Source organism: Ectobacillus sp. OTK, from assembly GCF_059698935.1.
The window spans coordinates 4,536,684-4,561,622 of record NZ_AP048547.1 but is presented as its reverse complement, the minus strand read 5'-3'; the positions used below and the strand labels follow the sequence as shown (position 1 = coordinate 4,561,622).

24 protein-coding genes, 1 pseudogene and 1 other annotated feature are annotated in these 24,939 nt (G+C 44.1%); of the genes and pseudogenes, 23 read left to right on the top strand and 2 right to left on the bottom strand.

From position 1 onward, the window contains the following. The first annotated feature begins 6 nt into the window (after nt 1–6). The 16 genes and pseudogenes from mreD to pheA all read left to right on the top strand — a co-directional run bounded on the left by mreD (nt 7) and on the right by pheA (nt 13,987). Nucleotides 7–539, top strand: a pseudogene (mreD, locus tag AC6HZ4_RS22620) (rod shape-determining protein MreD). A gap of 35 nt (nt 540–574) precedes the next feature. Then, the gene (gene minC / locus AC6HZ4_RS22615) at nt 575–1,258 is read left to right on the top strand and encodes a septum site-determining protein MinC (RefSeq protein ID WP_497492062.1); all 684 of its coding nucleotides are present in this window, start codon (nt 575–577) and stop codon (nt 1,256–1,258) included. A 2-nt stretch (nt 1,259–1,260) separates the two neighbouring features. Beyond that, nucleotides 1,261–2,058 carry a septum site-determining protein MinD gene (minD, locus tag AC6HZ4_RS22610; RefSeq protein ID WP_497492061.1) on the top strand — a complete coding sequence of 266 codons (798 nt, stop codon included), beginning with the start codon at nt 1,261–1,263 and terminating at the stop codon, nt 2,056–2,058. Between the two features lie 161 nt (nt 2,059–2,219). Next, nucleotides 2,220–2,984 (top strand): peptidoglycan DD-metalloendopeptidase family protein, encoded by a 765-nt coding sequence (locus tag AC6HZ4_RS22605; protein WP_497492060.1) that lies wholly within the window; start codon nt 2,220–2,222, stop codon nt 2,982–2,984. Beyond that, entirely contained in the window at nt 2,977–3,837 is an 861-nt protein-coding gene (locus tag AC6HZ4_RS22600; protein ID WP_497492058.1) for a M50 family metallopeptidase, read from the top strand. The genes AC6HZ4_RS22605 and AC6HZ4_RS22600 overlap by 8 nt, the downstream gene beginning before the upstream one ends. Nucleotides 3,838–4,007: 170 nt before the next feature. Next, nucleotides 4,008–5,408: an Rne/Rng family ribonuclease gene (locus AC6HZ4_RS22595; protein ID WP_497492056.1), complete on the top strand. Its 1,401-nt coding sequence runs from the start codon at nt 4,008–4,010 to the stop codon at nt 5,406–5,408. Between the two features lie 69 nt (nt 5,409–5,477). Then, nucleotides 5,478–5,550 (top strand) — a sequence feature (ribosomal protein L21 leader region). 16 nt (nt 5,551–5,566) lie between these two features. Beyond that, nucleotides 5,567–5,875 (top strand): 50S ribosomal protein L21, encoded by a 309-nt coding sequence (gene rplU / locus AC6HZ4_RS22590; protein WP_129727709.1) that lies wholly within the window; start codon nt 5,567–5,569, stop codon nt 5,873–5,875. A gap of 3 nt (nt 5,876–5,878) precedes the next feature. Further along, a complete protein-coding gene (locus AC6HZ4_RS22585; RefSeq protein WP_497492055.1) occupies nt 5,879–6,223 on the top strand; it encodes a ribosomal-processing cysteine protease Prp in 345 nt (114 codons plus the stop codon). 3 nt (nt 6,224–6,226) lie between these two features. Beyond that, on the top strand, nt 6,227–6,517 hold the full coding sequence (gene rpmA, locus AC6HZ4_RS22580; protein WP_497492053.1) for a 50S ribosomal protein L27: 291 nt from the start codon (nt 6,227–6,229) through the stop codon (nt 6,515–6,517). 67 nt (nt 6,518–6,584) lie between these two features. After that, nucleotides 6,585–7,121 (top strand): Spo0B C-terminal domain-containing protein, encoded by a 537-nt coding sequence (locus AC6HZ4_RS22575; protein ID WP_497492052.1) that lies wholly within the window; start codon nt 6,585–6,587, stop codon nt 7,119–7,121. A gap of 14 nt (nt 7,122–7,135) precedes the next feature. Next, complete coding sequence (gene obgE, locus AC6HZ4_RS22570; RefSeq protein ID WP_497492051.1) at nt 7,136–8,419, top strand: GTPase ObgE; 1,284 nt, start codon at nt 7,136–7,138, stop codon at nt 8,417–8,419. A gap of 54 nt (nt 8,420–8,473) precedes the next feature. Further along, nucleotides 8,474–9,175 (top strand): response regulator transcription factor, encoded by a 702-nt coding sequence (locus tag AC6HZ4_RS22565; RefSeq protein WP_497492050.1) that lies wholly within the window; start codon nt 8,474–8,476, stop codon nt 9,173–9,175. Further along, entirely contained in the window at nt 9,172–10,242 is a 1,071-nt protein-coding gene (locus tag AC6HZ4_RS22560) for a sensor histidine kinase (protein WP_497492049.1), read from the top strand. The genes AC6HZ4_RS22565 and AC6HZ4_RS22560 overlap by 4 nt, the downstream gene beginning before the upstream one ends. 85 nt (nt 10,243–10,327) lie before the next feature. Further along, nucleotides 10,328–11,104 carry an ABC transporter ATP-binding protein gene (locus tag AC6HZ4_RS22555; RefSeq protein ID WP_497492048.1) on the top strand — a complete coding sequence of 259 codons (777 nt, stop codon included), beginning with the start codon at nt 10,328–10,330 and terminating at the stop codon, nt 11,102–11,104. Further along, entirely contained in the window at nt 11,079–13,004 is a 1,926-nt protein-coding gene (locus tag AC6HZ4_RS22550; protein WP_497492047.1) for an ABC transporter permease, read from the top strand. The genes AC6HZ4_RS22555 and AC6HZ4_RS22550 overlap by 26 nt, the downstream gene beginning before the upstream one ends. Before the next feature lie 104 nt (nt 13,005–13,108). Then, on the top strand, nt 13,109–13,987 hold the full coding sequence (gene pheA, locus AC6HZ4_RS22545) for a prephenate dehydratase (protein WP_497492046.1): 879 nt from the start codon (nt 13,109–13,111) through the stop codon (nt 13,985–13,987). Nucleotides 13,988–13,999: 12 nt separating this feature from the next. Here pheA and AC6HZ4_RS22540 read toward each other — a convergent pair whose 3' ends face one another. Further along, entirely contained in the window at nt 14,000–14,545 is a 546-nt protein-coding gene (locus AC6HZ4_RS22540) for a transcription repressor NadR (protein ID WP_497492044.1), read from the bottom strand. Beyond that, complete coding sequence (locus tag AC6HZ4_RS22535) at nt 14,542–15,690, bottom strand: IscS subfamily cysteine desulfurase (RefSeq protein ID WP_497495811.1); 1,149 nt, start codon at nt 15,688–15,690, stop codon at nt 14,542–14,544. The genes AC6HZ4_RS22540 and AC6HZ4_RS22535 overlap by 4 nt, the downstream gene beginning before the upstream one ends. Before the next feature lie 130 nt (nt 15,691–15,820). On the opposite strand from AC6HZ4_RS22535, the gene nadB reads away from it, so the two are divergent. From nadB to AC6HZ4_RS22500, 7 genes are all read left to right on the top strand, one after another. Then, nucleotides 15,821–17,347, top strand: coding sequence for an L-aspartate oxidase (nadB, locus tag AC6HZ4_RS22530; RefSeq protein WP_497492043.1), 1,527 nt, complete (start codon nt 15,821–15,823; stop codon nt 17,345–17,347). Nucleotides 17,348–17,361: 14 nt separating this feature from the next. Beyond that, entirely contained in the window at nt 17,362–18,195 is an 834-nt protein-coding gene (gene nadC, locus AC6HZ4_RS22525; protein ID WP_497492041.1) for a carboxylating nicotinate-nucleotide diphosphorylase, read from the top strand. A 26-nt stretch (nt 18,196–18,221) separates the two neighbouring features. Continuing rightward, complete coding sequence (gene nadA / locus AC6HZ4_RS22520) at nt 18,222–19,331, top strand: quinolinate synthase NadA (RefSeq protein ID WP_497492040.1); 1,110 nt, start codon at nt 18,222–18,224, stop codon at nt 19,329–19,331. 232 nt (nt 19,332–19,563) lie between these two features. Next, nucleotides 19,564–21,873, top strand: coding sequence for a SafA/ExsA family spore coat assembly protein (gene safA, locus AC6HZ4_RS22515; protein ID WP_497492038.1), 2,310 nt, complete (start codon nt 19,564–19,566; stop codon nt 21,871–21,873). Nucleotides 21,874–21,937: 64 nt separating this feature from the next. Further along, nucleotides 21,938–22,828, top strand: a complete 891-nt coding sequence (locus AC6HZ4_RS22510) for a phosphotransferase (protein ID WP_497492036.1) — start codon at nt 21,938–21,940, stop codon at nt 22,826–22,828. A 37-nt stretch (nt 22,829–22,865) separates the two neighbouring features. Continuing rightward, nucleotides 22,866–23,606: an NAD(+) synthase gene (nadE, locus tag AC6HZ4_RS22505; RefSeq protein ID WP_497492035.1), complete on the top strand. Its 741-nt coding sequence runs from the start codon at nt 22,866–22,868 to the stop codon at nt 23,604–23,606. Between the two features lie 95 nt (nt 23,607–23,701). Next, on the top strand, nt 23,702–24,841 hold the full coding sequence (locus AC6HZ4_RS22500) for a YhcN/YlaJ family sporulation lipoprotein (RefSeq protein WP_497492034.1): 1,140 nt from the start codon (nt 23,702–23,704) through the stop codon (nt 24,839–24,841). The last annotated feature ends 98 nt before the right edge of the window (nt 24,842–24,939 follow it).

Here is a 24,939-nt window from a genome sequence, read left to right as displayed (position 1 = left end):
GGACGAATGCAAAAGTGGATTCTTTCCCTGCTTCTCATCGCTGTATTTTTGCTCGAGAATGTGTTTTCTTTTACTGTTCCCGCAGATTTTCTGTGGAAAGGGAGCGTAGCGGCTCCCCACTTTTTGATTATCGTGCTCTTCTTTATAGCTGTATATTATCATTCGTTGCAGGGTGTATATTTTTCTTTGTTATTCGGTTTTCTGTTTGATATCGTAAATACAGAACTTATCGGTGTTTACTTGTTTCTCTATCCTTTATTGACGTATTTAGTTATTAATGCCATGAGAATTTTACAGGTGAATGTATTCATTGTTTCGGTGCTTGTATTAGCAGGAATTATAGCTTTAGAATATGCGGTGTACGGATTGCTGCTGCTCCTTGGGCAAGTTGATTTGGCACCAAGCATGTTTTTTGAAAAGCGAATCCTCGCTACTCTCATTTTAAACAGCATATTTTTACTGTTGTTTTGTGTCCCGCTGAAAAAATATTTCTTGCGCCTTGCTGAGGTGAGAGAAGAAAAATAAAAAGGATTTTCTGACTTTATGTCGAAATGAATCGGTGGGGTGAGCGTTAGTGAAGGAACGAAAGCAACCATATGTAACGATTAAAGGAACAAAGGACGGTTTAACGTTGCATCTCGATGATACTTGTTCTTTTGACGAGTTATTACAAGAGCTTGAAGAGAGGCTGTCCACAGCATTATACGATAGCGGAGAGCGCTCGCTGATTGAAGTGCATGTAAAGGTGGGCAACCGCTATTTGACGGGAAAGCAGGAGGAGGCACTGCGCACTCTTGTTCGAAATAAAAAGAACCTTGTAGTCAATGAAGTAGAAAGCAACGTAGTTACAAAGGAACAGGCATTGGAGTGGAAACGGGAGACAGAGATTGCCTCTGTTACGAGAATTATCCGCTCTGGCCAAGTTCTTCATGTAAAAGGAGATTTACTATTAATTGGGGATGTGAATCCAGGAGGAACCGTCATCGCTGGCGGGAATATCTTTATTATCGGGGCTTTACGCGGTATTGCCCATGCTGGATATTCCGGTGATAAACAAGCTGTTATCGCTGCGTCACTCATGAATCCACTACAGCTTCGGATTAGTGATGTGACGAATCGAACCCCCGACTATAAGGGGAAAGGAAACGAAATGGAATGCGCGTACATTAACCAAAACAATCAAATCATAGTCGACCGCATTCAAATTCTTACTCATCTCAGACCTAATTTAACACGGTTAGAAAGGGGAATCATATAGCTGTGGGAGAGGCAATTGTTATTACATCTGGAAAAGGCGGAGTCGGGAAAACAACGAGCTCTGCAAATCTTGGAACAGCCCTCGCTTTATCCGGCAAAAAGGTCTGTCTTGTTGACACGGACATCGGACTCCGTAACTTGGATGTCGTGATGGGACTAGAAAATCGTATCGTGTTTGACCTTGTAGACGTAGTGGAAGGCCGCTGCCGTTTGCCGCAAGCTTTGATTAAGGACAAACGATTTGAAGAATTGTACTTATTACCCGCTGCCCAAACGAGCGATAAATCAGCGGTTACACCAGAGCAGATGATTGATATCATTCGTCAGCTTCGTCAAGATTTTGACTACGTATTAATCGACTGCCCAGCCGGAATTGAGCAAGGTTTTAAAAATGCTGTTGCAGGAGCTGACAAGGCGATTGTTGTTACAACTCCTGAGGTTTCTTCTATGCGCGATGCTGATCGCATCATCGGACTGTTAGAAAAAGAAGAAATCGAACCTCCTAAGCTTATTATTAACCGCGTTCGCAGTCATATGCTAAAAAATCATGAAATGCTCGACGTAGATGAAATTGTGCGAACCCTTTCTATTGAGTTAATTGGGGTCGTTGAGGATGATGAAGAGGTTATTAAAGCGACAAACAAGGGAGAACCAGTCGCTCTTATCCCGAACGGGAAAGCATCCATAGCATATCGCAATATTGCGAGAAGGTTGCTTGGAGAGTCTGTCCCTCTCCAGTCATTGGAACAAGAAAAAGGTACTGTCTTAACGAAAGTGAAGAAATTTTTTGGTATTCGCTAAACACTTCGCGGCAAAACGCGAGGTGTTTTTTCTTTTGTGCAAGATAAAGTTTTCGAAGCGGGCTGTGTTCGCTTTTCTTTAAAAACGTCTGCGTTGAGACGAATATCTACTCTGGACAACTCATACATATGTACAAACTATGTAAAGAGGAAGGGGACAGCATGAGAAAAAGGAAGATTGAAGACATTCGTAAGAGAATTGCAAAGCGAAAAGCGGAGCAGCAGCGATATGCACCCTTTGAACAGGCAGAAGAATTGTTTCCAGAGCTAGATGAGCAGGGAGATGAGTTTGGACATGTTATATTCGAGGAGCCAAGGGAGGAGACACGTTCATTATTTCGAAAGGAAGTATTTCTCATGCAGCTGCTCTGTTCCGCCGCTCTTGTGCTGGGGGCGGGTATTATATTTAAAAACAGTAATCCATCCCTAGAACAGGCTCGTACAGCTATCCAGCAGGTCATGCAGGAAGAGTTTCAATTTGCTACCGTCTCTAACTGGTATGAGCATCAATTCGGCAAGCCTCTGACTTTGCTGCCAACTTCCCAGACACAGTCAACGCAGAAGGAGAAAAACTATGCTGTGCCTGCATCTGGAAAGGTGCTGCAAAGCTTTAAGGCGAATGGGCAGGGCGTGTTTGTGCAGACAAACATTAATGCCCCTGTAGATGCCGTAAATGAAGGGGTGGCTGTATTCGTGGGGAAGAAAGAGGGACTCGGAAATACAATTATTATTCAGCATGCTGACGGAACGGAATCATGGTATGGCAATTTATCAGAGGCAACGGTCGCGCTTTATGATTATGTAAAACAAAAGCAAAAAATCGGTGTGGTCGCAAACAGTGAAGACGGAAAGTCAGGAACCTTTTATTTTGCTTTGAAGAAGGAGAACCAATTTATTGATCCGATTCAGGTGATACCATTTGAATAGATACGTAGAGACACTAACAAAGGTGACGATTCATCCGTTGTTTTGGGCTGTCATAGCAATTGGAGTACTAACTGCTCATTTTAGGGAGCTGCTCGTTTTATTTGGAATTGTATTAGTGCACGAGTTGGGACATGGTCTAGCAGCTGCTCATTTTCGCTGGCGGATTAAAAGTATCCAGCTTCTGCCGTTTGGTGGAGTGGCAGAACTAGAGGAGCACGGCAACAAACCTTTGAAGGAAGAGTGTATTGTCGTGTTGGCAGGGCCTGTTCAGCATATTTGGATGGGATTGGCAGTATATGGTTTGTATACTGGGGGTTGGATTTCGGAAGCATCGTATTCTTTTTTCATGTGGAATAATATGACCATTTTCTTTTTTAATCTTCTCCCAATCTGGCCGCTTGATGGCGGGAAGCTTGTGTTAAATATATACTCGGCCTTCGTTCCATTTTTGCAGGCGCATCGCTTAACGCTTCTTACGTCTGGAGCTTGTTTCCTAAGCCTGACAGCTGCCGCTCTCCTTTGGAATGCTTATAATGTAACTATGTGGATCGTTGTCATTTTTTTAGCTGTGTCCATATATTTGGAATGGAAGCAAAGGCAATACATCTTCGTTCGTTTTTTATTGGAACGCTATTATGGGAAGAAACAAGATATTGAAAAGCTAACGCTGATTAATGCCGATGCAAACGATCCGCTTTATACAGTATTTACGCAATTCCGCCGAGGCTATAAGCATTCAGTTGTCATTAAAGGCAAGGAACGGCAGCAATATACGTTAGACGAAAATGAGCTGCTATACGCATATTTTACAGAAAAACGCATCAGCTCCTCAATAGGAGAACTGATTAGCTAGTGTTGACGCAGGCACTAGCCTTTTTGTATGGTAAAAAGAAAAGCGGAATCGGCCCGTTTAGCTTGCGAAGGGGGATTTTACGGAAGGGAACAGGTCGGGGAGCTGGACAAAAAGAAAAGCGGGCACAGCTTGTTCCCTTCCGCTAGACAAGAAGAAAAGAGGTAACAAAAGTGAGAACGTTATATATGAATCTGCTTGGAGAAGAAAAACGTATTGCGGTAGAGGAGGACGGCAGGCTGGTGGAGCTTTTTTTACATCGCCCTAACGATGAAGATATTGTTGGAAATATATATCGGGGCCGTGTTGTCAATGTACTGCCGGGTATGCAGGCTGCGTTTGTCGATATTGGAACGGAAAAGCATGCGTATCTCCGCCGCGAGGACCTTCCATCCTTTACAGAGGGTGTATCCATCAGCCAGTTGGTGCATCAAGGGCAGCAAATAATCGTGCAGGTTGTAAAGGAAGCAGTGGATACAAAGGGTCCGAAAATTACAGCTAAGATAGAGTTCACGGGGAAATATGTTGTCTATATTCCGTCTGACTCGTATTCTGCTGTCTCCAAAAAAATTCGAGATGAAGGGAAGCGAAATGAGCTGCTTCAACTTGGAAAAGCGGGCGGTTTTGTGTTTCGTTCCGCCTGCGAGACAGCTCTTATTGCACAGGTGCAAGCTGAGATGGAGGAGCTTTGCCGTACATATGAGGCCATTCAAGCAAGCAACCAGGGGAAGGTGCCGTTACTTCTCTATTCCTCACAATCGTTGCTTGACCGTGTATTCCGGGAGATCCCGACAGAAACAGTTTCTCATGTAATCGTTGATGATCGTCTGAGCGTACGTGAGCTTGCTGAAAGGGTCAGTAAGGAACGCGTTACCTTATATACTGGAAAAGAAAATCTATTCCTTTCGTATGGTATCGAGCATGAAATCGAGAAAGCATTAAAAAAAATTGTCTGGCTTGAGAATGGTGCTTATCTTCTAATTGAACAAACAGAAACGATGACGGTAATTGATGTAAATACAGGGAAATTTACAGGTAAGCAAACGCTGCAGGATACGGTGAGAAAAACGAATGAGGCGGCTGCAGCAGAAATTGCAAGGCAGCTGCGGCTGCGGGATATTGGCGGTATGATTTTAATGGATTTTATTAATATGAAGGATGAACGTGATAAGGAAGCGGTGCGCAACCTGTTAATAGCCGCACTAAAGCGAGATGGTACGCCGACAAGAGTGTTCGGATTCACCGCTCTTGGCATTTTAGAGATGACACGAAAGCGGAAGCGGAAGTCATTGCGGGATATGCTTGAGTCTGCCTGCGGAAGCTGTAATGGCAAAGGCAGCGTTTCTTCTCCTGAAACGGAGGCCTATCGCTTACAACGTGAGCTGCTCGCTTATAAGGGAACGGATTATGAAGCGGTCCTTGTTGAGTGCAGCCCGGATGTGAAGAAAATCTTTCAAGGCTATCAACTGCAGGATGTATTAACGATGGAGGTGCACTTCATAGACAATAGATCACATATGTACCATGTTCGTCATATGGGAACAAAGCAAGAGGTCATAGAGCGAAGTCTGTAAAATCCGTTATTGACAGATTGCTTTCATCTATGATAGGATTCTTTTGTTATAGTTTATAGCACCTATAGCTATATGCTACAACCGCACGCATTAGGTTTTCAAAGACAGATGTCTACCGATTGCGGCGAGTCTGAGTATACTTATGAGGAGGTGCAATTATGTACGCAATCATCGAAACAGGTGGAAAACAAATCAAAGTTGAAGAAGGTCAAGCAATCTACGTAGAAAAGCTTGGCGTTGAAGCTGGTGAAACAGTTACTTTCGACAAAGTTCTTTTCGTTGGCGGTGAAAACGTGAAGGTTGGCAGCCCAGTAGTAGCTGGCGCAACTGTAACAGCGAAGGTTGAGAAAGAAGGCCGTGCGAAGAAAATCATCGTTTTCAAATACAAAGCGAAAAAGAACCAACGCAAAAAGCAAGGTCATCGTCAACCATACACTAAGCTTGTGATTGAAAAAATCAACGCATAAGGTATGATACAGGTTACGATACATCGCGAAAAAACAAATGCCATTCAGTCATTTACGATGAAGGGACACGCCAATTACGCCCCCCATGGACAAGACCTTGTTTGTGCCGGCGCTTCAGCTGTCGTGTTCGGCGCGATTAACGCAGTGGAGGCGCTCACGGGTGTAGTGGCAACCATCGAGCTTGGAAAGGGCGGAGGCTTCCTGGAGTATAAGCTTCCAAATGATTTGGACGACCAGTCATTTGTGAAAGCACAGCTGCTTTTGGAAGGGATGCTCGTTTCTTTGCAAACAATCGAAATGGACTATGGCAAATATATCCGCATAAAAGAAATCAAGCAGGAGGTGTAAATCATGTTAAGATTAGATCTTCAGTTTTTCGCATCTAAGAAGGGTGTAGGTAGCACAAAGAACGGTCGCGACTCCATCTCGAAGCGTCTTGGCGCTAAGCGTGCAGACGGTCAGTTGGTAACAGGCGGATCTATCCTTTACCGCCAACGCGGTACTAAGATTTATCCAGGTGTAAACGTTGGCCGCGGTGGTGACGATACTCTATTCGCGAAGGTTGACGGCATTGTACGCTTCGAGCGTCTTGGCCGTGACCGCAAACAAGTGAGCGTATATCCTGTTGCTCAAGAAGCATAAGAAACTCACGGAAAACTCTAACCTGGGTGCAGGTTAGAGTTTTTCTATATTAAAGAGGGGTAAACCGATGGATAAAAAATGGACGGTTATAGATGCTTTGCGACATTCGCGTCATGATTGGCTGAATCGATTGCAGTTAGTCAAAGCGCATCTTTCACTCGGAAGTGTAGATCGTGTGCATGAGCTTATTGAAGAATTCGTAGGTGAATCACAGCAGGAAGCACGTCTGATGAATTTAAAAATACCTCTGTTTGCCGAGCTTTTGCTTACCTATGGCTGGGAACCTCAACCATGCTCCTTGGAATACGAAATACTAAGCGACATACATACATTATCCCATTTAGATGAAGAATTAACAGCTTGGACGAAGCAATTTCTCTCTTTGCTGCATCCTTGTTTAGATAAGTATAAGGAAAATCATCTGTGCGTAACAGTTGAACAGGAAGAGGAAGATATTTGTTTCTTTTTTGATTTTCGTGGAAAGCTAACCTCTATAGAGAAGATGACACAATGGCTTGCGAAGCAGGAAAGCAGTGTGTTTTCTGTTTCATATTCGTTAAACAATGAAGAAGGATCAGTTGCTCTGCAGCTGAAAGAAAAATAAAGAGTGGTGAAACTATGTTCGTCGATCAGGTCAAGATTTATGTAAAAGGCGGCGATGGCGGTAATGGAATGGTAGCATTCCGCCGTGAGAAATATGTACCAGAGGGCGGTCCAGCGGGCGGTGACGGCGGCAAGGGTGCCGATGTTGTGTTTATCGTCGATGAAGGACTGCGCACGTTAATGGATTTCCGTTATCAGCGGCACTTTAAGGCGCCGCGCGGTGAGCATGGCATGAGCAAGGGCCAACACGGTAAAAACGCGCAGGATATGGTCGTCAAGGTACCGCCGGGAACAGTGGTGATGGATGCTGATACAGGACAAACGATTGCTGATTTGGTTACGCATGGACAAAAGGCTGTTGTTGCAAAAGGCGGCCGCGGCGGCCGCGGCAATACTCGTTTTGCAACACCAGCAAATCCTGCACCGGAAATCGCAGAAAACGGTGAGCCGGGACAAGAACGCAATTTGACGTTGGAACTAAAGGTGTTGGCTGATGTGGGGCTGGTCGGCTTTCCGAGCGTTGGAAAGTCTACGCTGTTATCTGTTGTATCGGCAGCGCGCCCGAAAATTGCAGCTTATCATTTCACAACGATTGTTCCAAATCTAGGTGTTGTTGAGACAGAGGACGGTCGCAGCTTTGTTATGGCTGATTTGCCGGGATTGATTGAAGGCGCGCACGAGGGAGTCGGACTTGGGCACCAATTTTTGAGACATATTGAGCGTACGCGTGTAATTGTGCACGTCATTGATATGTCTGGAATGGAAGGACGCGATCCGTACGAAGACTATGTGACGATCAATAATGAGCTGAAGGAGTACAATCTGCGGCTCACTGAACGTCCGCAAATTATCGTAGCGAATAAAATGGACATTCCAGAAGCAGAAGAAAACCTGCGCATTTTTAAAGAAAAGGTAGAGGAGGATGTAAAAATCTTCCCAATTTCCGCTGTTTCTCGTCAAGGATTGCGTGATTTGTTATTTACAATTGCTGATCTTCTTGAAACAACTCCTGAATTCCCGCTTGAAGAGGTGGAGCAGGAAGCAACAAATGTGATGTACAAGTTCCAAAAAGAAGAAGCTCCATTCAAGATTACACGCGACAGCGATGGTGCTTGGGTACTGTCTGGTGCGGAGCTGGAAAAGCTGTTTAAAATGACGGACTTCTCCCGTGATGAATCAATTCGCCGTTTCTCCCGCCAAATGCGCGGTATGGGCGTTGATGAAGCATTGCGCGAGCGTGGAGCAAAGGATGGAGATACAGTCCGCATTATGAAATATGAGTTTGAATTTATTGAGTAAAGCTGCCAAATGTAGGCAGCTTTTTTTATTATAATATAAGAAGGGGGGCTGCTCATGTATAAAATCTTAATTGTAGAAGATGATGAGAAAATTGCACGTATTTTAGAGGAGCATGTACAAAAATATGGCTACAGCTCATATATAGTGCGGAACTTTCGGGAGATTAAGCAGGAGTTTCTTATGTATAGTCCGCATCTTGTGCTTCTTGATGTTAATTTGCCGTATTTTGATGGATTTTACTGGTGTCGGCAAATTCGTACAGTATCAAATGCTCCCATTTTATTTATTTCTGCGCGAACAGGAGATATGGATCAGGTAATAGCCATTGAATATGGCGGTGATGATTACATTACAAAGCCGTTCCATCTTGATGTTGTAACGGCAAAAATAAAGGGAGCATTGCGGAGAGTGTATGGGGAATATGCGGCAAAAAATGATCAGGAGTGCTATGGCATCAATGGGTTACTGCTCTTTCCTGCTCAGCATATGGTGCAATGGAACAATAAAAAAATAGAGTTAACAAAAAATGAATATAATTTACTATCATGTCTAGTGAAAAAAGCCAATCAATATGTCACAAGAGAGGAGCTGCTAGAAGCGCTTTGGGACGAAATAGCGTTTATTGATGATAATACGCTTACTGTTAATGTAAAGCGTGTCCGTAATAAATTGGGGGAACTTGGAATCACTGGAGCGATTGTGACAAAAAGGGGCTATGGATATTCCTTTACAAGTGATTGGGGGGAAGAGCAGTGAAATACATACGCGATTGGCTTCCCTTTCTCCTTGTGTACATTCTAAGCCATGTGTTGCTTATCTTAGTGGTCCAGCTTGATTTACATATTCACAGAAAGTCACTTGAAGTGTCAACAATCCTATACGGAACCTCACTATCACTTTTTCTGCTTTTGCTGCTGCTAGGACAAGTCTATCGGAAACGAAGACGATTTATCAGGCAGCTTAAGCATTATGTAGCATCAGGAACGGCGCTCACCGATTCCTTTACAATTCAAGAGCCGCCATATCATGAGCAGAGGCTGATGCTAGAGGCGTTAGCGTCTATGAGACAGCAATATATGGACAGCATGCAGAAAAAGGTAACAAAGGAGCAGCAGCAGGTTGTTTTCTTGAATCAATGGATTCATCAAATGAAGACACCTGTTTCTGTCATTGAGCTGCTTGTGCAAAAGGGCCTTGCTAATGGAGATAGTGCTGAAGTCCTAAAGCAAATTCGCGAGGAGAATGAACGGATTTTACAAGGACTTGATTTGGCGCTGCAACTCGCCAGACTTGAGCAATTTGAAAAGGATCATAAAGTTGAAAGTGTCGAATTGCGAGAATTTATCCGAGCATTTATTAATCAGCATAAAAGGCTGTTTATCCAATACAGTGTATATCCGAGGCTTCAAGGAGAAGAAATGAAAACTGTTATTCAAACGGATCGCAAATGGTTGTCTGCTGCATTATGGCAGGTTATCGGGAATGCGCTAAAATATACGAGTACTAGCAGCAAGCAGCAAAAATACATAGAGATACGCATTGAAAATCAAGAGAATAAGGCTGAACTGCATATTATTGATAACGGTATCGGGATTCCGAAGCAGGATGTTAAGAGAGTGTTTGAGCCTTTTTTTACAGGAGTGAACGGAAGAAAAATGAGAGAGGCAACAGGGATGGGCTTGTATATTGCTAAGCATGTTTGTGACAGGCTTGGCCATCGGCTTACCGTTGAATCTGAGGTTGGTGCAGGAACCACGGTGAGCTTTGAATTTAATAAGGATGAAGCTTACTACAATATACTATCTCAGGTGACAAAAATGTAAGATAACTCACGATTTTGTAAGGAGAATCACTCGTTTCGCTTTCTGTATTCCCTTATAGTAAGGGTAGAGAAAGGGGAATGAATCAATGAGTATATTAGAAACAAAGGGACTTACTAAGGTGTATAGCACAAAGGGAGCAGTGGCGACAACCGCTTTAAATGGGATTGACTTAAGTATCGCAAAGGGAGAGTTTGTTGGGATTATGGGACCATCTGGGAGCGGGAAAACGACGCTTCTGAATATGCTTGCCACGATTGACAAGCCAACATCCGGGCAGATCCTTATTAATTCGCAGGATGTGAGCAGGCTAAAGGCGGAGGAACTTGCTGTGTTCCGCCGAAAAAATCTCGGCTTTATTTTTCAAGATTTTAATTTGCTTGATACATTAACAATTCAGGAAAATATGATTTTGCCGCTTGTAATGGACCATCGTTCTGTTACAGAGATCGAACAACGAGTAGGAGAGATTGCCAGCTTTCTTGGCATTACAGGGGTGTTAAACAAAAAGGTGTATGAGGTATCGGGAGGGCAGCAGCAAAGAGCAGCTGCTGCGCGTGCGATGATTCATGAGCCTGCCTTGCTGCTTGCTGATGAACCGACTGGAAACTTAGACTCTAAGTCAGCAAAGTCTCTCATGACGGCACTCGGGCAGCTGCATGAGCAAAAGCAAGCGACTATTACAATGGTAACTCATGACCCGGTAGCAGCTAGCTACTGTGAGCGGATTTTGTTTATCCGCGATGGGGAAATTTTTTCTGAGCTTTGTAAAGGAGATAGTAAGCATTCATTTTTTCAGGAGATTTTAGATGTATTGTCCATGATGGGAGGGGATTATCATGAACCTTCGTCATCTCGCCTTTAAAAATGTAAAAGGAAATTGGCGCAGCTATAAAGCTTTTTTATATAGCAGCTGCCTTTCGATTATCATTTTCTTTATGTACACATCATTTATCTATCATCCTGACGTGATCAATGGACCAATTAATCCGCGTGTGCAAAAGGGGCTCGTCGCCTGTAATTATTTGATTATAGTGTTTTCTGCGCTATTTATTTTGTATTCAAATGCAACATTTCTACGCTCGCGGAAAAAAGAGCTTGGACTGTTAACACTCATCGGTGCTACAAGGAAGCAAATTGCTCGTATGGTTATGCTTGAGCAAATGCTGATTGGGATTTTATCGATTGTCATAGGTGTAGGTACAGGGATGGTGTTTTCAAAGCTATTTTTTATGATGATGAGCATACTGCTCGAGGTGAAAAACCCTATCCCATTTGTTTGGAATGGAAAAGCGATTATACTAACGTTTGTAACCTATTTCCTATTATTTTTCATGCTATCGTTATTGGGAGTATGGAGGATTCGAAAGCTAGAAGTAGTAGAGCTATTAAAAGATGCACGGAAAGAGCGAATTGAGCCGTTTTATTCCAGATGGCTGCTTCTGTTAGGCGGGGCATGTATCACAGTTGGCTATATTTTATCTCTTCGTGTAACATTAGTAAGCTTTGGGAAGCTTTTCTATCCAATCGTTGGTCTTGTGACAATTGGAACATACTTTCTCTTTACACAGGGGAGTGTAGCGTGTTTAAAGGGACTTCAGCGTAAAAAGAGTTTGTTTTACCGATATCCAAACTTGTTTGTTATTAGCAATCTTGTATATAAAATGAGGGACAATGCAAGATTTTTGTTTACGATTTCTATTTTAACTGCGCTTGTTGTTTCAGCGACAGGAGCAATGCTGACGTATTATGCAGATTTAAAGAATAAAGTAGTAGAAGGCCGGCCATATGCATTGTCGTATACAGAGAAGGGAATTGGTTCGCATACCGTTTTACAGCCTGAACGATTGAAGGAAGCATTGCAAAGACATGGTTTTTCTGAAGCGAGGGAAACTATCATTGAACAGCTTCCTGCAAAGTTTTTTTCCATAGAAAAGCAAGAAACAGACATTATGATTGTTTCGGAAGCTGCGTATAATGCTGAGGCGAAACGGCTTGGCAAACAGGAGTGGCACAGCAGTCCAGGAAGCGGTGTGCTTTTGTATCCGAATGCGTACGGTGACTTTCGTTTTTATAAAGGATCTGAATTTGTTTTCACCTTCATGGGAGTAAAGCAGAAGATGGGGCTGCGTACGCAGAAGGCAGATTCTATTTTTGCATCCGAGCTATGTTTTTTGGTAAATGATGAGGACTATAAGCGGTTTGCTGCTTCTGTTCCGGAAAGCGGAAGATATGTATATTATGCTTATGAGATTACAAATTGGGAGAAAACAGAGGAGCTTGCGCGGGATTTACAGCAGCAGGTGAAGAAAACTGGGCTGGAGCAACGCCGGTTTGAGGGGAGAATTGCACCTGTACAGGTGTTTGAAACGAGGATTTTACCATTTATCGAAATTAAGCAATATGGTGCGCTTACGTTGTTTATTGGCGGATTCATTAGCGTTTTATTTTTCCTCTCCTCATGCAGTATGACATATTTCAAATGGTTCACAGATATTGAGCAGGATCGTTCTCAGTTTCATTCGTTGCTGCGCATCGGGATGACGCGGAAGGAAATCAATCGGATTGCCGCCCGGCAAATGGGAGTTGTGTTTTTTATTCCAATTGTTACAGGCGTGCTTCATAGTGTATTTGCTCTATATTCATTAAGCCATATGCTCGATATTAATTTATTGCGAACAAGCCTTCTTGTTGTTGGGATATACTGCATGGCAGCGTTGCTGTATTTCCTTTTTGCACAGCGAGAATATATGAAGCATATTTAGCCTTAATCCTGCTTTTCTTTGTACGAATATTAGAAAAATATCTAGAAGGAAAAGTGTATCCATGATATAACTAAGAGCATAATGAATGAAAAAGGAGAGACTTCATGAGCTACCGAATTGGATATTTAGGACCGGAGGCAACGTTTACAAACATGGCTGTAACGCGTTTCTTTCCTGGAGAAATAAGCATTCCATATGTGACAATTCCCGATTGCATCGATGCCGTTGCATCTGGGGAAATTGATTATGCTGTCGTGCCGCTCGAGAATGCGATTGAGGGCTCGGTCAATATTACAATTGACTATCTTGTGCACGAGCAGCCAGTGCCGATTGTGGGGGAGATTACGGTGCCGATACAGCAGCATCTTCTCGTTCATCCCAACCATGCCGATGCGTGGCGGGAGGCGAAGACGGTATATTCCCATCCCCATGCGATTGCGCAATGCCATAAGTTTTTAAGTCAGCATTTAAAGGGGACTCCGGTTGAGGATGTAACATCGACAAGTGCAGCAGCACAGCTTGTAGCGCAGCATCCGGAGGAAAACCTTGCAGCGATTGCGAATGAAGCAGCAGCTGAGAAATACGGTCTAACAATTGTGCAGCGAAGCATTCATACGCATCAAAATAACCATACAAAATTTATCATTTTGCATCAAACGCCAGAAACACAATTCCAAAAAAACGAGGATTATTGCGGGGAGAAGGCAACGCTTATGGTAACGCTGCCGTCTGATTATGCTGGTGCGTTGTATCAAGTGCTTGCCGCATTTGCATGGCGCAAAATTAACCTTTCCAAAATTGAATCTCGTCCGATGAAGACAGGACTTGGAAACTACTTCTTTTTAATTGACGTTGAAGGAGAGTACGACAGCGTTCTTTTATCAGGAGCGAAAGCGGAGCTGGAGGCACTGGGCTGTTCAGTGAGCTTTCTTGGAAGCTACCCGTGCTATTCCTTTAAACAAAACGAAAGCGCTAAGTCATAAGACTTTGCGCTTTTATGCTTCTACGAGAAAACCGGCCGAGTCAAGAGCCCGGCATGCATCATCCAATTTGCGGATTGAATCGGCTTCAATAGTGTGCAGGTGAACGCCTCCTGTTAATTGTGATAGGTAGGCTGCGTTCGTTTCTTTTATTTTTTGTAAATATTGTGCCACCTCATTGCGCGTGCTGACAAAAATGGGTGCTGTTAAATCTCCATAAACTGGATGTTCAACCTTTACATCCCGAATTGTAACGCCGTGGTCGACAAGAAGAGTCAGCTCTTGCTCAACCTGCTCAGGCCGATGAATGCAGGCGATTACCCGCTCAAAGCGCTGCTTGGGGGAGAGCGGCTTCACATATATATATCCTTGCGATGTAGCGATAATCGGTTCGTTCCGCGCCTTGAGGAGAGAAATATCCTGCACAATTACTTGTCGGCTGACATTTGTTTTCTTTGCTAATTCTCCGCCAGACAACGGTTTTTCTGCTTCCGTCAACCAATGTAAAATGAGCTGTCTTCGTTCCTCTCCCAATATTTTTTTTCGTTCGTTTTCACTCATGTCAAGCTAACTCCTTTAAAAAATTGCTGAAGCATTGTTCTGAGCACCTCTAGCGTTTTATAAATATGTTCCTCCGTTGTATGAATGCCAAATGAAAAGCGGACATATTGCTTTGCCTCCTCGGCCTCCTTGCCAATAGCGAGCATCGTTTTGGAGGGCTCTTGCTTTCCGATTTGGCAAGCACTTCCCACTGAAATCGCGATACCGTGTCGATTGCATTCGAGCATTGTATACTGACCTTCGATTCCTTTGATGGTAACACCTATAATGTTTGGTAAACAAGCTGTTGGATGTCCCTCAACTGAAATTGAGTGCCCAATCGATTGTAACCCGTCCACAAACAAACGGCGCAATTGTTTCAGGCGAGCCGCTTCCTGCTCCATTTGTTCTGTCATGCGGCGAGCTGCTGTAATGAAGGAGGCTATGCCAGGCACGTTCACAGTGCCGGGGCGAAATCCGCCCTCATGAGATGTGCCCTCAAACATAGGCTGCCAGCGGATCTGCGGGTTTATATAGCAGGCACCAACTCCTTTTGGACCGTACAGCTTATGTGCCGAAATAGATAGACTGTCGATATGCATGCTCTGAACATCAATCGGAATCTTTCCGAATGTTTGTACACAATCTGTATGAAACACTATATCATATTTTTTTAAGATTTTTCCAATCTTTTCAATATTTTGAAGAGTTCCGATTTCTGAGTTCGCGTGCTGAATGCTTGCTAATATAGTTTGCTCTGTTATGGCGTTCTCTAGAACCTCTAGATCAACCGCCCCATAACGATCCACTGGTAAATACGTAACGCGATACCCATCCTTTTCGAGTTTCCGAAAGTAGTTTCGAATTGAAGCATGTTCTACCTCTGTTGTAATAATATGACTTCCCGGCCTGTGTACAGCTAGCAAGGAATGAAGAGCTAAATAGTTCGATTCTGAGCCGCCGCTTGTAAAATACACACCCTGCTCCTTGCCGCCGATCATACCCGCGAATTCTTTCCGGCATGCTTGCAGCAAGGCTGCTGCAGAGGTTCCTGTATCATGCAGGCTTTGTTCATTTCCAAAGTATTGCTGGGAGGCCTGCACGAAAGTCTGTAAAGCTTCCTCACTCATTGGAGTTGTTGCTGCGTAGTCCATATATATCATAATCGTGGCCTCTCTTCATAGAAGAATATTTGCTTTCTTTTACCTTTTCATAAAAAGCTCTTGTCATTAGTTTAAATATATGTAAATATAGGTGTCAAGACAGTATAAAAAGTGGAAACAGGGGGCGTACAGGATGGACGTCTTAATTGTTGGAAGCGGGCTGGCTGCATTGCAGACAGCGAATAAGCTCAGTCAGTCAAAGAATGTGATTCTTATCACAAAGAAAACGAAATATGATAACAATTCAAATATGGCGCAAGGCGGTGTTGCCGCTGTTTTCGCTCCGGAGGATCACTGGACCTCACATTACGAAGATACGCTCCTTGCCGGCTGCCATTACAACAATGAAGCTGCAGTACAGTACTTGGTTCAAGAGGGAGCGAAGGAAATCCATCGTTTAATTCAAGGTGGTATGGTATTTGATGGAGATGAAAACGGTCCTAGCCTCGGACAAGAAGGAGCGCACAGCATGAGGAGAATCCTTCATGCAGGCGGAGATGCTACTGGAGCAAATATCATGCGGCATACATTGCAGTATCTCTCTGATCGCGTACAGGTCATTGAGAATGAAATGGTGTTAGATTTAATTATTGAGGACGGAAGATGCCTTGGAGTGACAACGAGGGATGAAGAGGGTGAAGTGAAGTGCTACTATGCATCTCATACTGTACTCGCAACAGGCGGAAGCGGCTCACTTTATTCTTTCAGCTCAAACAACGGTACGGTAACAGGAGACGGACTGGCGATGGCATACCGAGCTGGTGCGGACCTCGTTGATTTAGAGTTCGTGCAATTTCATCCGACAATGCTGTATGTAAATGGAGGGTGCCGCGGTCTTATATCGGAGGCGGTACGCGGGGAAGGAGCTCTCCTTTATAATTCTCGGGGTGAGCGTTTCATGGAAGAAATCCATGAGCAAAAAGAACTCGCTCCAAGGGATGTTGTAGCGCGTGCGATTCATGAGCAAATTTTGCAGGGGGAAATGGTGTATTTAGACATCAGGATGATTGATCATTTTGCTTCACGCTTTCCAACCATTGCCTCTTTGTGTGAAAGTAATGGAATTTCTTTGGAGGAAGGTCGTATTCCTGTCGTGCCGGGCGCTCACTTTCATATGGGAGGCATCCGGACAAATTTGGACGGTGAAACGACGATTCCAGGATTATACGCTGTCGGAGAGGCAGCATGTAACGGAGTACATGGTGCTAACCGACTTGCGAGTAATTCCTTGCTAGAATGTCTTGTGTTCGGTAAACGGCTCGGAGAACATCTGCTCACAAAGCCAGATGTAAAGATAAAGCCGAGAAAGCCAAATCCTCAAACCGTTTTCTTTGATACTGCACTTCCATCAAAGGAAGCTCTGCAGGAGATGATGATGAAGCACGCTGGTATCGTCCGAACGGAGCAATCCCTACAGGAAGTAAAGCAATGGATTGAGCGTTACCTATCTTCATCAGTAAATGAAGCGCTTCCGTACAAAGCATTAACAAATGAGCAAGTAACCATATACAACATGATGACAGCTGCGTGGCTTATGGTGACGGCTGCGCTAGAACGAAGAGAAAGTATAGGCGGACATTATCGAAGTGATTTTCCGAATAGAAGCGAAACGACAAAGCCAATTGTACTATCAAAAGAGATGATGCTTTCACTTGTGTGATAAGGGGGAACAACATGAATTTGTTAAAATTGAAACACGCATTGCAGCAATTTTTTATGGAAGATATCGGAGAGCGTGATGTAACATCACAGCTTATCTTTCCGGGAAACATGCAGGCGAAGGGAACGTTTCTTGCGAAGGAGAGCGGTGTGTTTACCGGTGCGGACGTGATTGAGGCTGGCTTCCATCTGCTTGATCCAAGCATTAAGATTGAACTTTATAAAAAAGATGGAGATCGTGTGGAAAAGGGAGACATTCTTGCGGCGGTGCAGGGACCGATTGTACAGCTGTTAACAGGTGAACGCGTCATTTTAAATATCATCCAACGTATGAGCGGTATTGCCACATTGACGAGAGAAGCCGTAGAGCGGCTAGATAGCGAACATACGCGCATTTGTGATACAAGAAAAACAATGCCGGGTTTGCGTATGTTTGATAAATATGCTGTAACGTGCGGAGGCGGCTATAATCACCGTTTTGGGCTGTATGACGGCGTCATGATTAAAGACAATCATATTGCGTTTGCTGGTTCGATTACAAAGGCGGTTGCAGCTGTTAAACAGCAGCTTGGGCATATGGTGAAGGTCGAAGTCGAGACGGAAACGAGAGAGCAGGTGCTTGAAGCGATTGAAGCAGGTGCAGACATTATCATGTTTGATAACCGTACGCCAGAAGAGGTAAAGGAGTTTGCAGCTCTTGTGCCAAGAAGCATTGCAACAGAGGCATCTGGAGGCATTACATTAGCGAACTTGCACGAATATGGCAAAACCGGGGTTGATTATATTTCGCTTGGAATGCTGACGCATTCGGCAAAGGCGCTTGATATTAGCTTTAATATTGAGGAATAACATAAAGGGTGTTAGGGGGAAAAAGCATGAGCATTTTTGAAATGGTAGAACAACATGGTCAAGTAGCACTTCCAGAGCGATATACGAACATGTCAGTAGAAGAGATGGAGCAGCGCGTTCGTGAAATTAAGGAGAAGTTTGGAGAGGAATTATTTCTTCCTGGACATCATTATCAAAAGGATGAGGTTGTGAAATTCTCTGACTCTACAGGAGATTCCTTACAACTTGCACAGGTAGCAGCAAAAAATACGAAAGCAAAATATATTGTGTTTTGCGGTGTGCATTTTATGGCGGAAACAGCGGACATTTTAACGACTGAAGAGCAGGTTGTCATTTTGCCGGATATGCGAGCTGGCTGTTCCATGGCAGATATGGCGGATATTGAGCAGACAGAACGTGCGTGGCCGAAGCTGCACGAGTTATTTGGAGATACAATTTTACCGCTCACATATGTAAACTCTACAGCTGCTATTAAGGCATTTTGCGGTCGAAATGGCGGAGCAACTGTTACATCGTCGAATGCAAAGCAAATGGTAGCATGGGCATTTACGCAAAAAGAACGCATTCTGTTCTTACCGGACCAGCATCTAGGCAGAAATACAGCGTATGACTTAGGTGTGCCTCTTGAGCATATGGCAGTTTGGGATCCGCAAACGGATGTGCTTGAGTATGAAGGAAATCTAGAAGATATTAAGGTGATTTTATGGAAGGGGCATTGCTCCGTCCACCAAAACTTCACAGTGAAGAATGTAGAAAATATAAGAAAGCAATACCCGGACATGAATGTAATTGTACATCCGGAATGCTGTCGAGAAGTTGTTGCTGTTTCTGATTACGCAGGCTCCACAAAATATATCATTGATATGATTGAAAAAGCGCCGGCAGGAAGCAAATGGGCAATTGGAACAGAGATGAATCTCGTTCAACGCATTATCGCACAGCATCCAGATAAGCATATTGTATCGTTAAATCCGTACATGTGCCCGTGCTTAACGATGAATCGTATTGATTTGCCGCACCTGCTATGGACATTAGAATCGTTAGAACAGGGCGAAGTAGTGAACGTGATTCAAGTGGATAAGAAAGTTGCGAAGGACGCGTTGCTCGCGTTAGACCGTATGCTCGCTTTAGCATAAAAGAATGAAGATAGGAAAAAGCAGGGAGATATCTCCTTGCTTCTTTTTTTAGAGATAAAAAGCATAACTTTTTGGGGCATTGTCTAATGAGAGGGGGACATGCAGCTTTACACAGGGTTGCCCAGAAATTTTGTACATAAAGTCCTTTGCTAGCGCATAGATTGTGATGAAGTCACATGGCACTCAAACTTTCATTCCTAATTATAGAGACGTTATACAGGAGGGGGAAAAGGTGAAAATTCACATCGTGCAAAAAGGGGATACTTTGTATAAAATCGCAAATAAGTATGGAGTAGATTTTAATGCATTAAAAAATGCAAACGCCCAGCTTAGCAATCCAGAATTGATTATGCCGGGCATGAAGATTAAAATACCGTCTGCCAGCGCGGCGGTTAAGAAAAATACTGGGGCAGGATCAGTGTCTCCGAAAGAGTATGTTAAAGAGGTGCAAATGAAGCAGCCTGCTTCAGAAGTTAAGACGCTTTCGATCGAAGAGGAAGAAGAGGTTACACTAGAAGTAGGTCCAGCTACAGAGCAGCCCGCGATGCAGCCAGAGACTATGCAGCAGCAAAAGGAATATCCGTTGCCTACAATGACGCAAAAGGAAATGCCAATCCAAAAAGAAGCGCCAATCCAAAAAGAAGCGCCAATCCAAAAAGAAATGCCAATCCAAAAGGAAATGCCAGTCCAAAAAGAGGCGCCAATCCAAAAAGAAGCGCCGATCCAAAAGGAAATGCCAGTCCAAAAAGAAGCGCCGATCCAAAAGGAAATGCCAGTCCAAAAAGAAGCGCCGATCCAAAAGGAAATGCCAGTCCAAAAAGAAGCGCCGATTCAAAAGGAAATGCCAGTCCAAAAAGAAGCGCCGATTCAAAAGGAAATGCCAATCCAAAAAGAAGCGCCGATTCAAAAGGAAATGCCAATCCAAAAAGAGGCCCTTGTTCAGAAGGAAGCGCCTCTCAAACCAGCGCCGGTTACAAAAGCAGCAGCTCCGCAAAAAGAAGCAACGAAGTTTTCAGTCAATATCTTACCGCAGCCGCCGCAGCCGCCAACAAAGAATTTTCATATTGCCAATGAGTTCAAGGTTGGAGGGGCGGAAAAGAAAGCAGAAAAGCCCATCGTTGTCTCGGGAGCTAACAAGTCCAACGCAGAAGCTGTTTCACCGATAGCAAGTAAGGGAAGCAATAGCTTCCAGTTCACTGCACCTGATGCTGAAAAAGCGAACACGAATATGTTTGTATCCCCAGCTGCAGGAAAAACGAATGTGAATCCTGCTGCTGATAAAGCAAATGTAAATCCAATTCTTCCTGAAGCACCGGCGCCAAGCTTTACAGCACCATCGGCAGAGAAAACAAGTATGAATACATTCGTCTCTCCCGCCGCTGATAAAGGAACCACTGGAGCACCTTCCCAGACTGTAAGTATACCGGGGTTAAGTCCTGTGCAGGCAGAAATACCAAATCTAATCCTTCCTGCTGCGGATAAAAGTGCAGGGAGCTTCCCGAAACTGCCTCTAACGGGTTTTATGCCTCAAATGACAGGTATACCGAATGTTGGTGCAATGACTGCACCGAATCCGGGAGCGGTGTTACCGTCAGCAGATATGCCAAATCCGCCAAATCCAGGAATGATTTCACCACTGGGAGACATGCCAAATCCGCCAAATCCAGGAATGGTGTCGCCACTGGGAGACATGCCAAATCCGTCGAATCCAGGAATGGTATCGCCGCTAGGGGACATGCCGAATACATCGAATCCAGGGATGGTATCGCCGCTAGGAGACATACCGAATATATCGAATCCAGGGATGGTATCGCCGCTAGGAGACATGCCGAACATGATGAATCTGCCAAATGAAGGGATGGTATCACCTTTAGCAATTGCGCCATATGAGAATGCAGTACCAGGCAATATGGCAGCAATGCCGAGCCAGCCATATATGCCGTCATACAATCCGTACTCCGCTCCAGTCGTTTCTCCAGCATATGAAATGAATCCGTACGGAGCAATGCCGATGCCAGCTTATGTTCAGCCGCCGCAATATATGCCATATCCGCCGTATCCGCAATATGTACCATCATATCCGCCGCAGGCACCATATTATGGGGGAATACCGTACCAGCAGCCATATCCGCCTGCGTATCCTGGATATGTACAGGGAGCTTATACGCAGCCTGAATCATCTTCCTTCATGCAGCCGAGTCATCATGCTCCTTACGAATCGTCTTCTTTACAAATGCCAAAGTATGATCCGAATGCATCTGCAATTAGTCCTGCTTACGATAATAATATGCCGCCGGTTATGAATCCTTACGCTCCGCAAGAGGATTGTGGCTGCAGCGAGCCGCAGCCATCCTATCCATACGCGCCGCAGCCTGGCGGGCCGTACGGATCGCCATACTATCCATCTTATCAGCAAGCGCCGTATTATCAGCCAACGCCGTATACACCATACGCGCCGCAGCCTGGCATGCCGTATTATCGTCCTGCACAAACATCGATGTTTGGTACACTGGACATTGATCATGAAGATGAAAAGGAATAGGGACCAAGTGGAAAAAGGCGATGCATTAACAGCTCGCCTTTTTTTCTTCTTAAAGAGGCATCGGATGAACGTACGGTATATTGTACAATTGCGGCCGATTGTTTTTTTTATTCAATGTGAAACAGGAGCTTATATATTAAAAGGGTACGATACGTATGAGAAGGTAAGGAAGCAAATGGTATTTCTGCAGCATCTGCAGCAAACTGGTTTTCAGCTTACCTCTTATATGCAGCCATTCCCGTCTGGATTGCATTACGGCTTTTTTCAAGGGAAATATTGGTTGTTATTTCAGTATATCAGGCATATAGGGATGTTTAGCTTTGATACGGAGCAAAACAGACAGCAAGCTGCAGCGGTGCTTGATGAATATCACCGCTATGCCTCTAGACTGCCGCACTACTTACTGGCATATGTGCCATCTCTTGAATGGACTGCAAAATGGCAGAGGCGCACAGTCAAGTTTCAGCACCATGCATCGTTGATTTCATCTTTCATTGGCAGTGAAATGACAAGCCAACTGATCCGTTGGGCAGAGTTTTCTTTGTGTGGGTTAGCCTCTTTTGATTGGTCTTCGCTGCCGCATGGATTAATTCACGGCGATATTATTGAACATAACTTTGTCAAAGGAGAGCACACCTATATCATTGATTTTGATTGTGTTAGCTTCGGGCCTGTTTTGTATGATTATGTGAAATATTGCTACGGGATTCTTCCTTTTCTCAATTGGTCATTTGCCGCCTTAACTCAGTATGAGGAACTCCGGCCATTTTTTTTAAATCAGGCATTCCTGTTATCTCTTATGTTTCCAGGCGATATCATGAGGGAATGGGATTATTTTTTAGCGCTTCCTTCCTGTTTGCAGGAGAAATTTCACAGAGAGCTTATTTTATTTACGAAAAATAACTATGAATTGCGCTTCGCATTTGTTGAGAAATTATATAATGTGATAACATAGCTACAGGTAACAAGTCTAAGAAAAGGGGTAGCAGGAAATGGAAAACAAAATTGCGAAGCTAGTAGAATGGCTCCAACAAAAAGTAAAGGAGGCAAATGCAAACGGTGCGATTGTCGGCATTAGCGGCGGGATTGATTCCGCAGTTGTGACGCACTTAATTAAACGTGCGTTTCCAGATCAATCACTCGGTTTAATTATGCCTTGCAAAAGCAATCCAAAGGATCAAGAGGATGCATTACGCGTTGTAGAGAGTTCTGGGATTGACCATTATGTAATCAATTTGACAGAGACGCACCAAGCGTTGTTTGGCGAAGTTGAAAAGCAGCTTCAAGCGGCTGGCGAATGGAATGAGGAAAAGGCCCGTCTTGGAGATGGCAATACAAGGGCACGTTTGCGCATGACTACTTTATATGCAGTTGCGAACAATTTCAATTATTTAGTTGTTGGTACAGATAATGCCGCAGAATGGCATACAGGTTATTTCACAAAATACGGCGATGGCGGTGTTGACCTAGTACCGCTTGTGCACTTTACAAAGGGAGAGGTACGCGAAATGGCTCGTATCCTCGGAGTACCGGATGAGGTGATACATAAGGCGCCGACTGCTGGTCTTTGGGAAGGCCAAACGGATGAAAATGAAATGGGTACAACGTACAACATGATTGATAAGTATCTGAAGGGAGAAGAAATCCCTGAGAAGGATCGTGTGATTATTGAAAGAATGCATGCACGTTCTGAGCATAAGCGTCATTTAGCAGCAGCCCCGCCAAAATTCTAAGTTAAATACTTACAGTTTAAAAACCCTCCCTGCTTGTCATGATAAGAATGAGCATTGTATTGATGATGCTCATTCAGCAGAGGGGGGTCTTTGTATTGAACAACAAGTGGAAGCTGCTTACAACATCATTGTTCGTCGTCGGTGCTTTAACTGCTTGTAATACAGATAGAGATACAGCTATGGATAATCGTAATACACATAAAGTATCAACCCGTGAGTATCAGCGGAATGTTGCATACCGCAATAACAAGGTTGACGTTCCAGACGGTACAGCTGATGGGACAGCAATGCGCAGGCATGTAAGAAACCAATTTGCAGGGCTTGGCGATAATAATATTACAAATCATCTTGATAACAATATTACAAATCATCTCAGAAGAACAGGAACAAACGAATCTAATCGTAATAGGGAACGTACAGGTATGACGGGAACAGGCACATATCCTGGTGCGGGCATAACAAATGTTGGGACAACACGTTCAGGTGCTGGTGCTACAGGAACGGGTGCAGGTATGACCGGTACAGGTGCTGGAGTGGGCAGAACTGGCCCGGTTGAAGGCACATATCCTAGTGTTACCAATATTGGCATGACGCCTTCCAATCAGATTTACGGCGGGACAGGAACACGCGATTACAATATGAATCGTGTGACAAACCGTTATAGCAATCCGGATATGGCGGAGTATAATCGCGCTTATGATGCAAACCTCGTCACAAACCGTGGGACAAAAACGGACGATTACGGAAATGTAAAATATTCCAAAGTCAATCAAAAAATGAAACAAATTTGGAATAACGATCCTAACTACAATTATTATGGTTCCCGCAACTATCACGGACATTTAACAAACGATGGGTATCCGGCGCGCAATATAACAATCAGCGATTACAATGTCGATGGGGGAGGCGCAGCAGCGGAAAAGATTCGAAATCGCGTGAAGAATTTACGTGATGTAGACCGCGTTGCAGCTGTCACATATGGAGATGATATTCTTGTTGCGGTTAAGCCGCGTAATGCCGCAGCAATCGGAACATTAGAGAGTGATGTACAACGCGCTGCCCAACCGTATGCGAAGGGGCGTACCGTCCATGTTACAGTAACCAATACAATGTACGACCGTGTTCGTGATATGAGCAACAGAATGAGAAATGGTGCCATGACAAATGAAATGAATCGTGACATGGCTGATTTATTCCGTTCGATTCGCGCGGATTATCGCCGAGCAGTTGATTAATTCGAGCAAAGAGGAAATGGCAGATCTGTCATTTCCTCTTTTTGCTAAGAAAGCATTCCTTTTTGGATATTTTCTAGCTCCCGCAGCCTGCTTCCCGT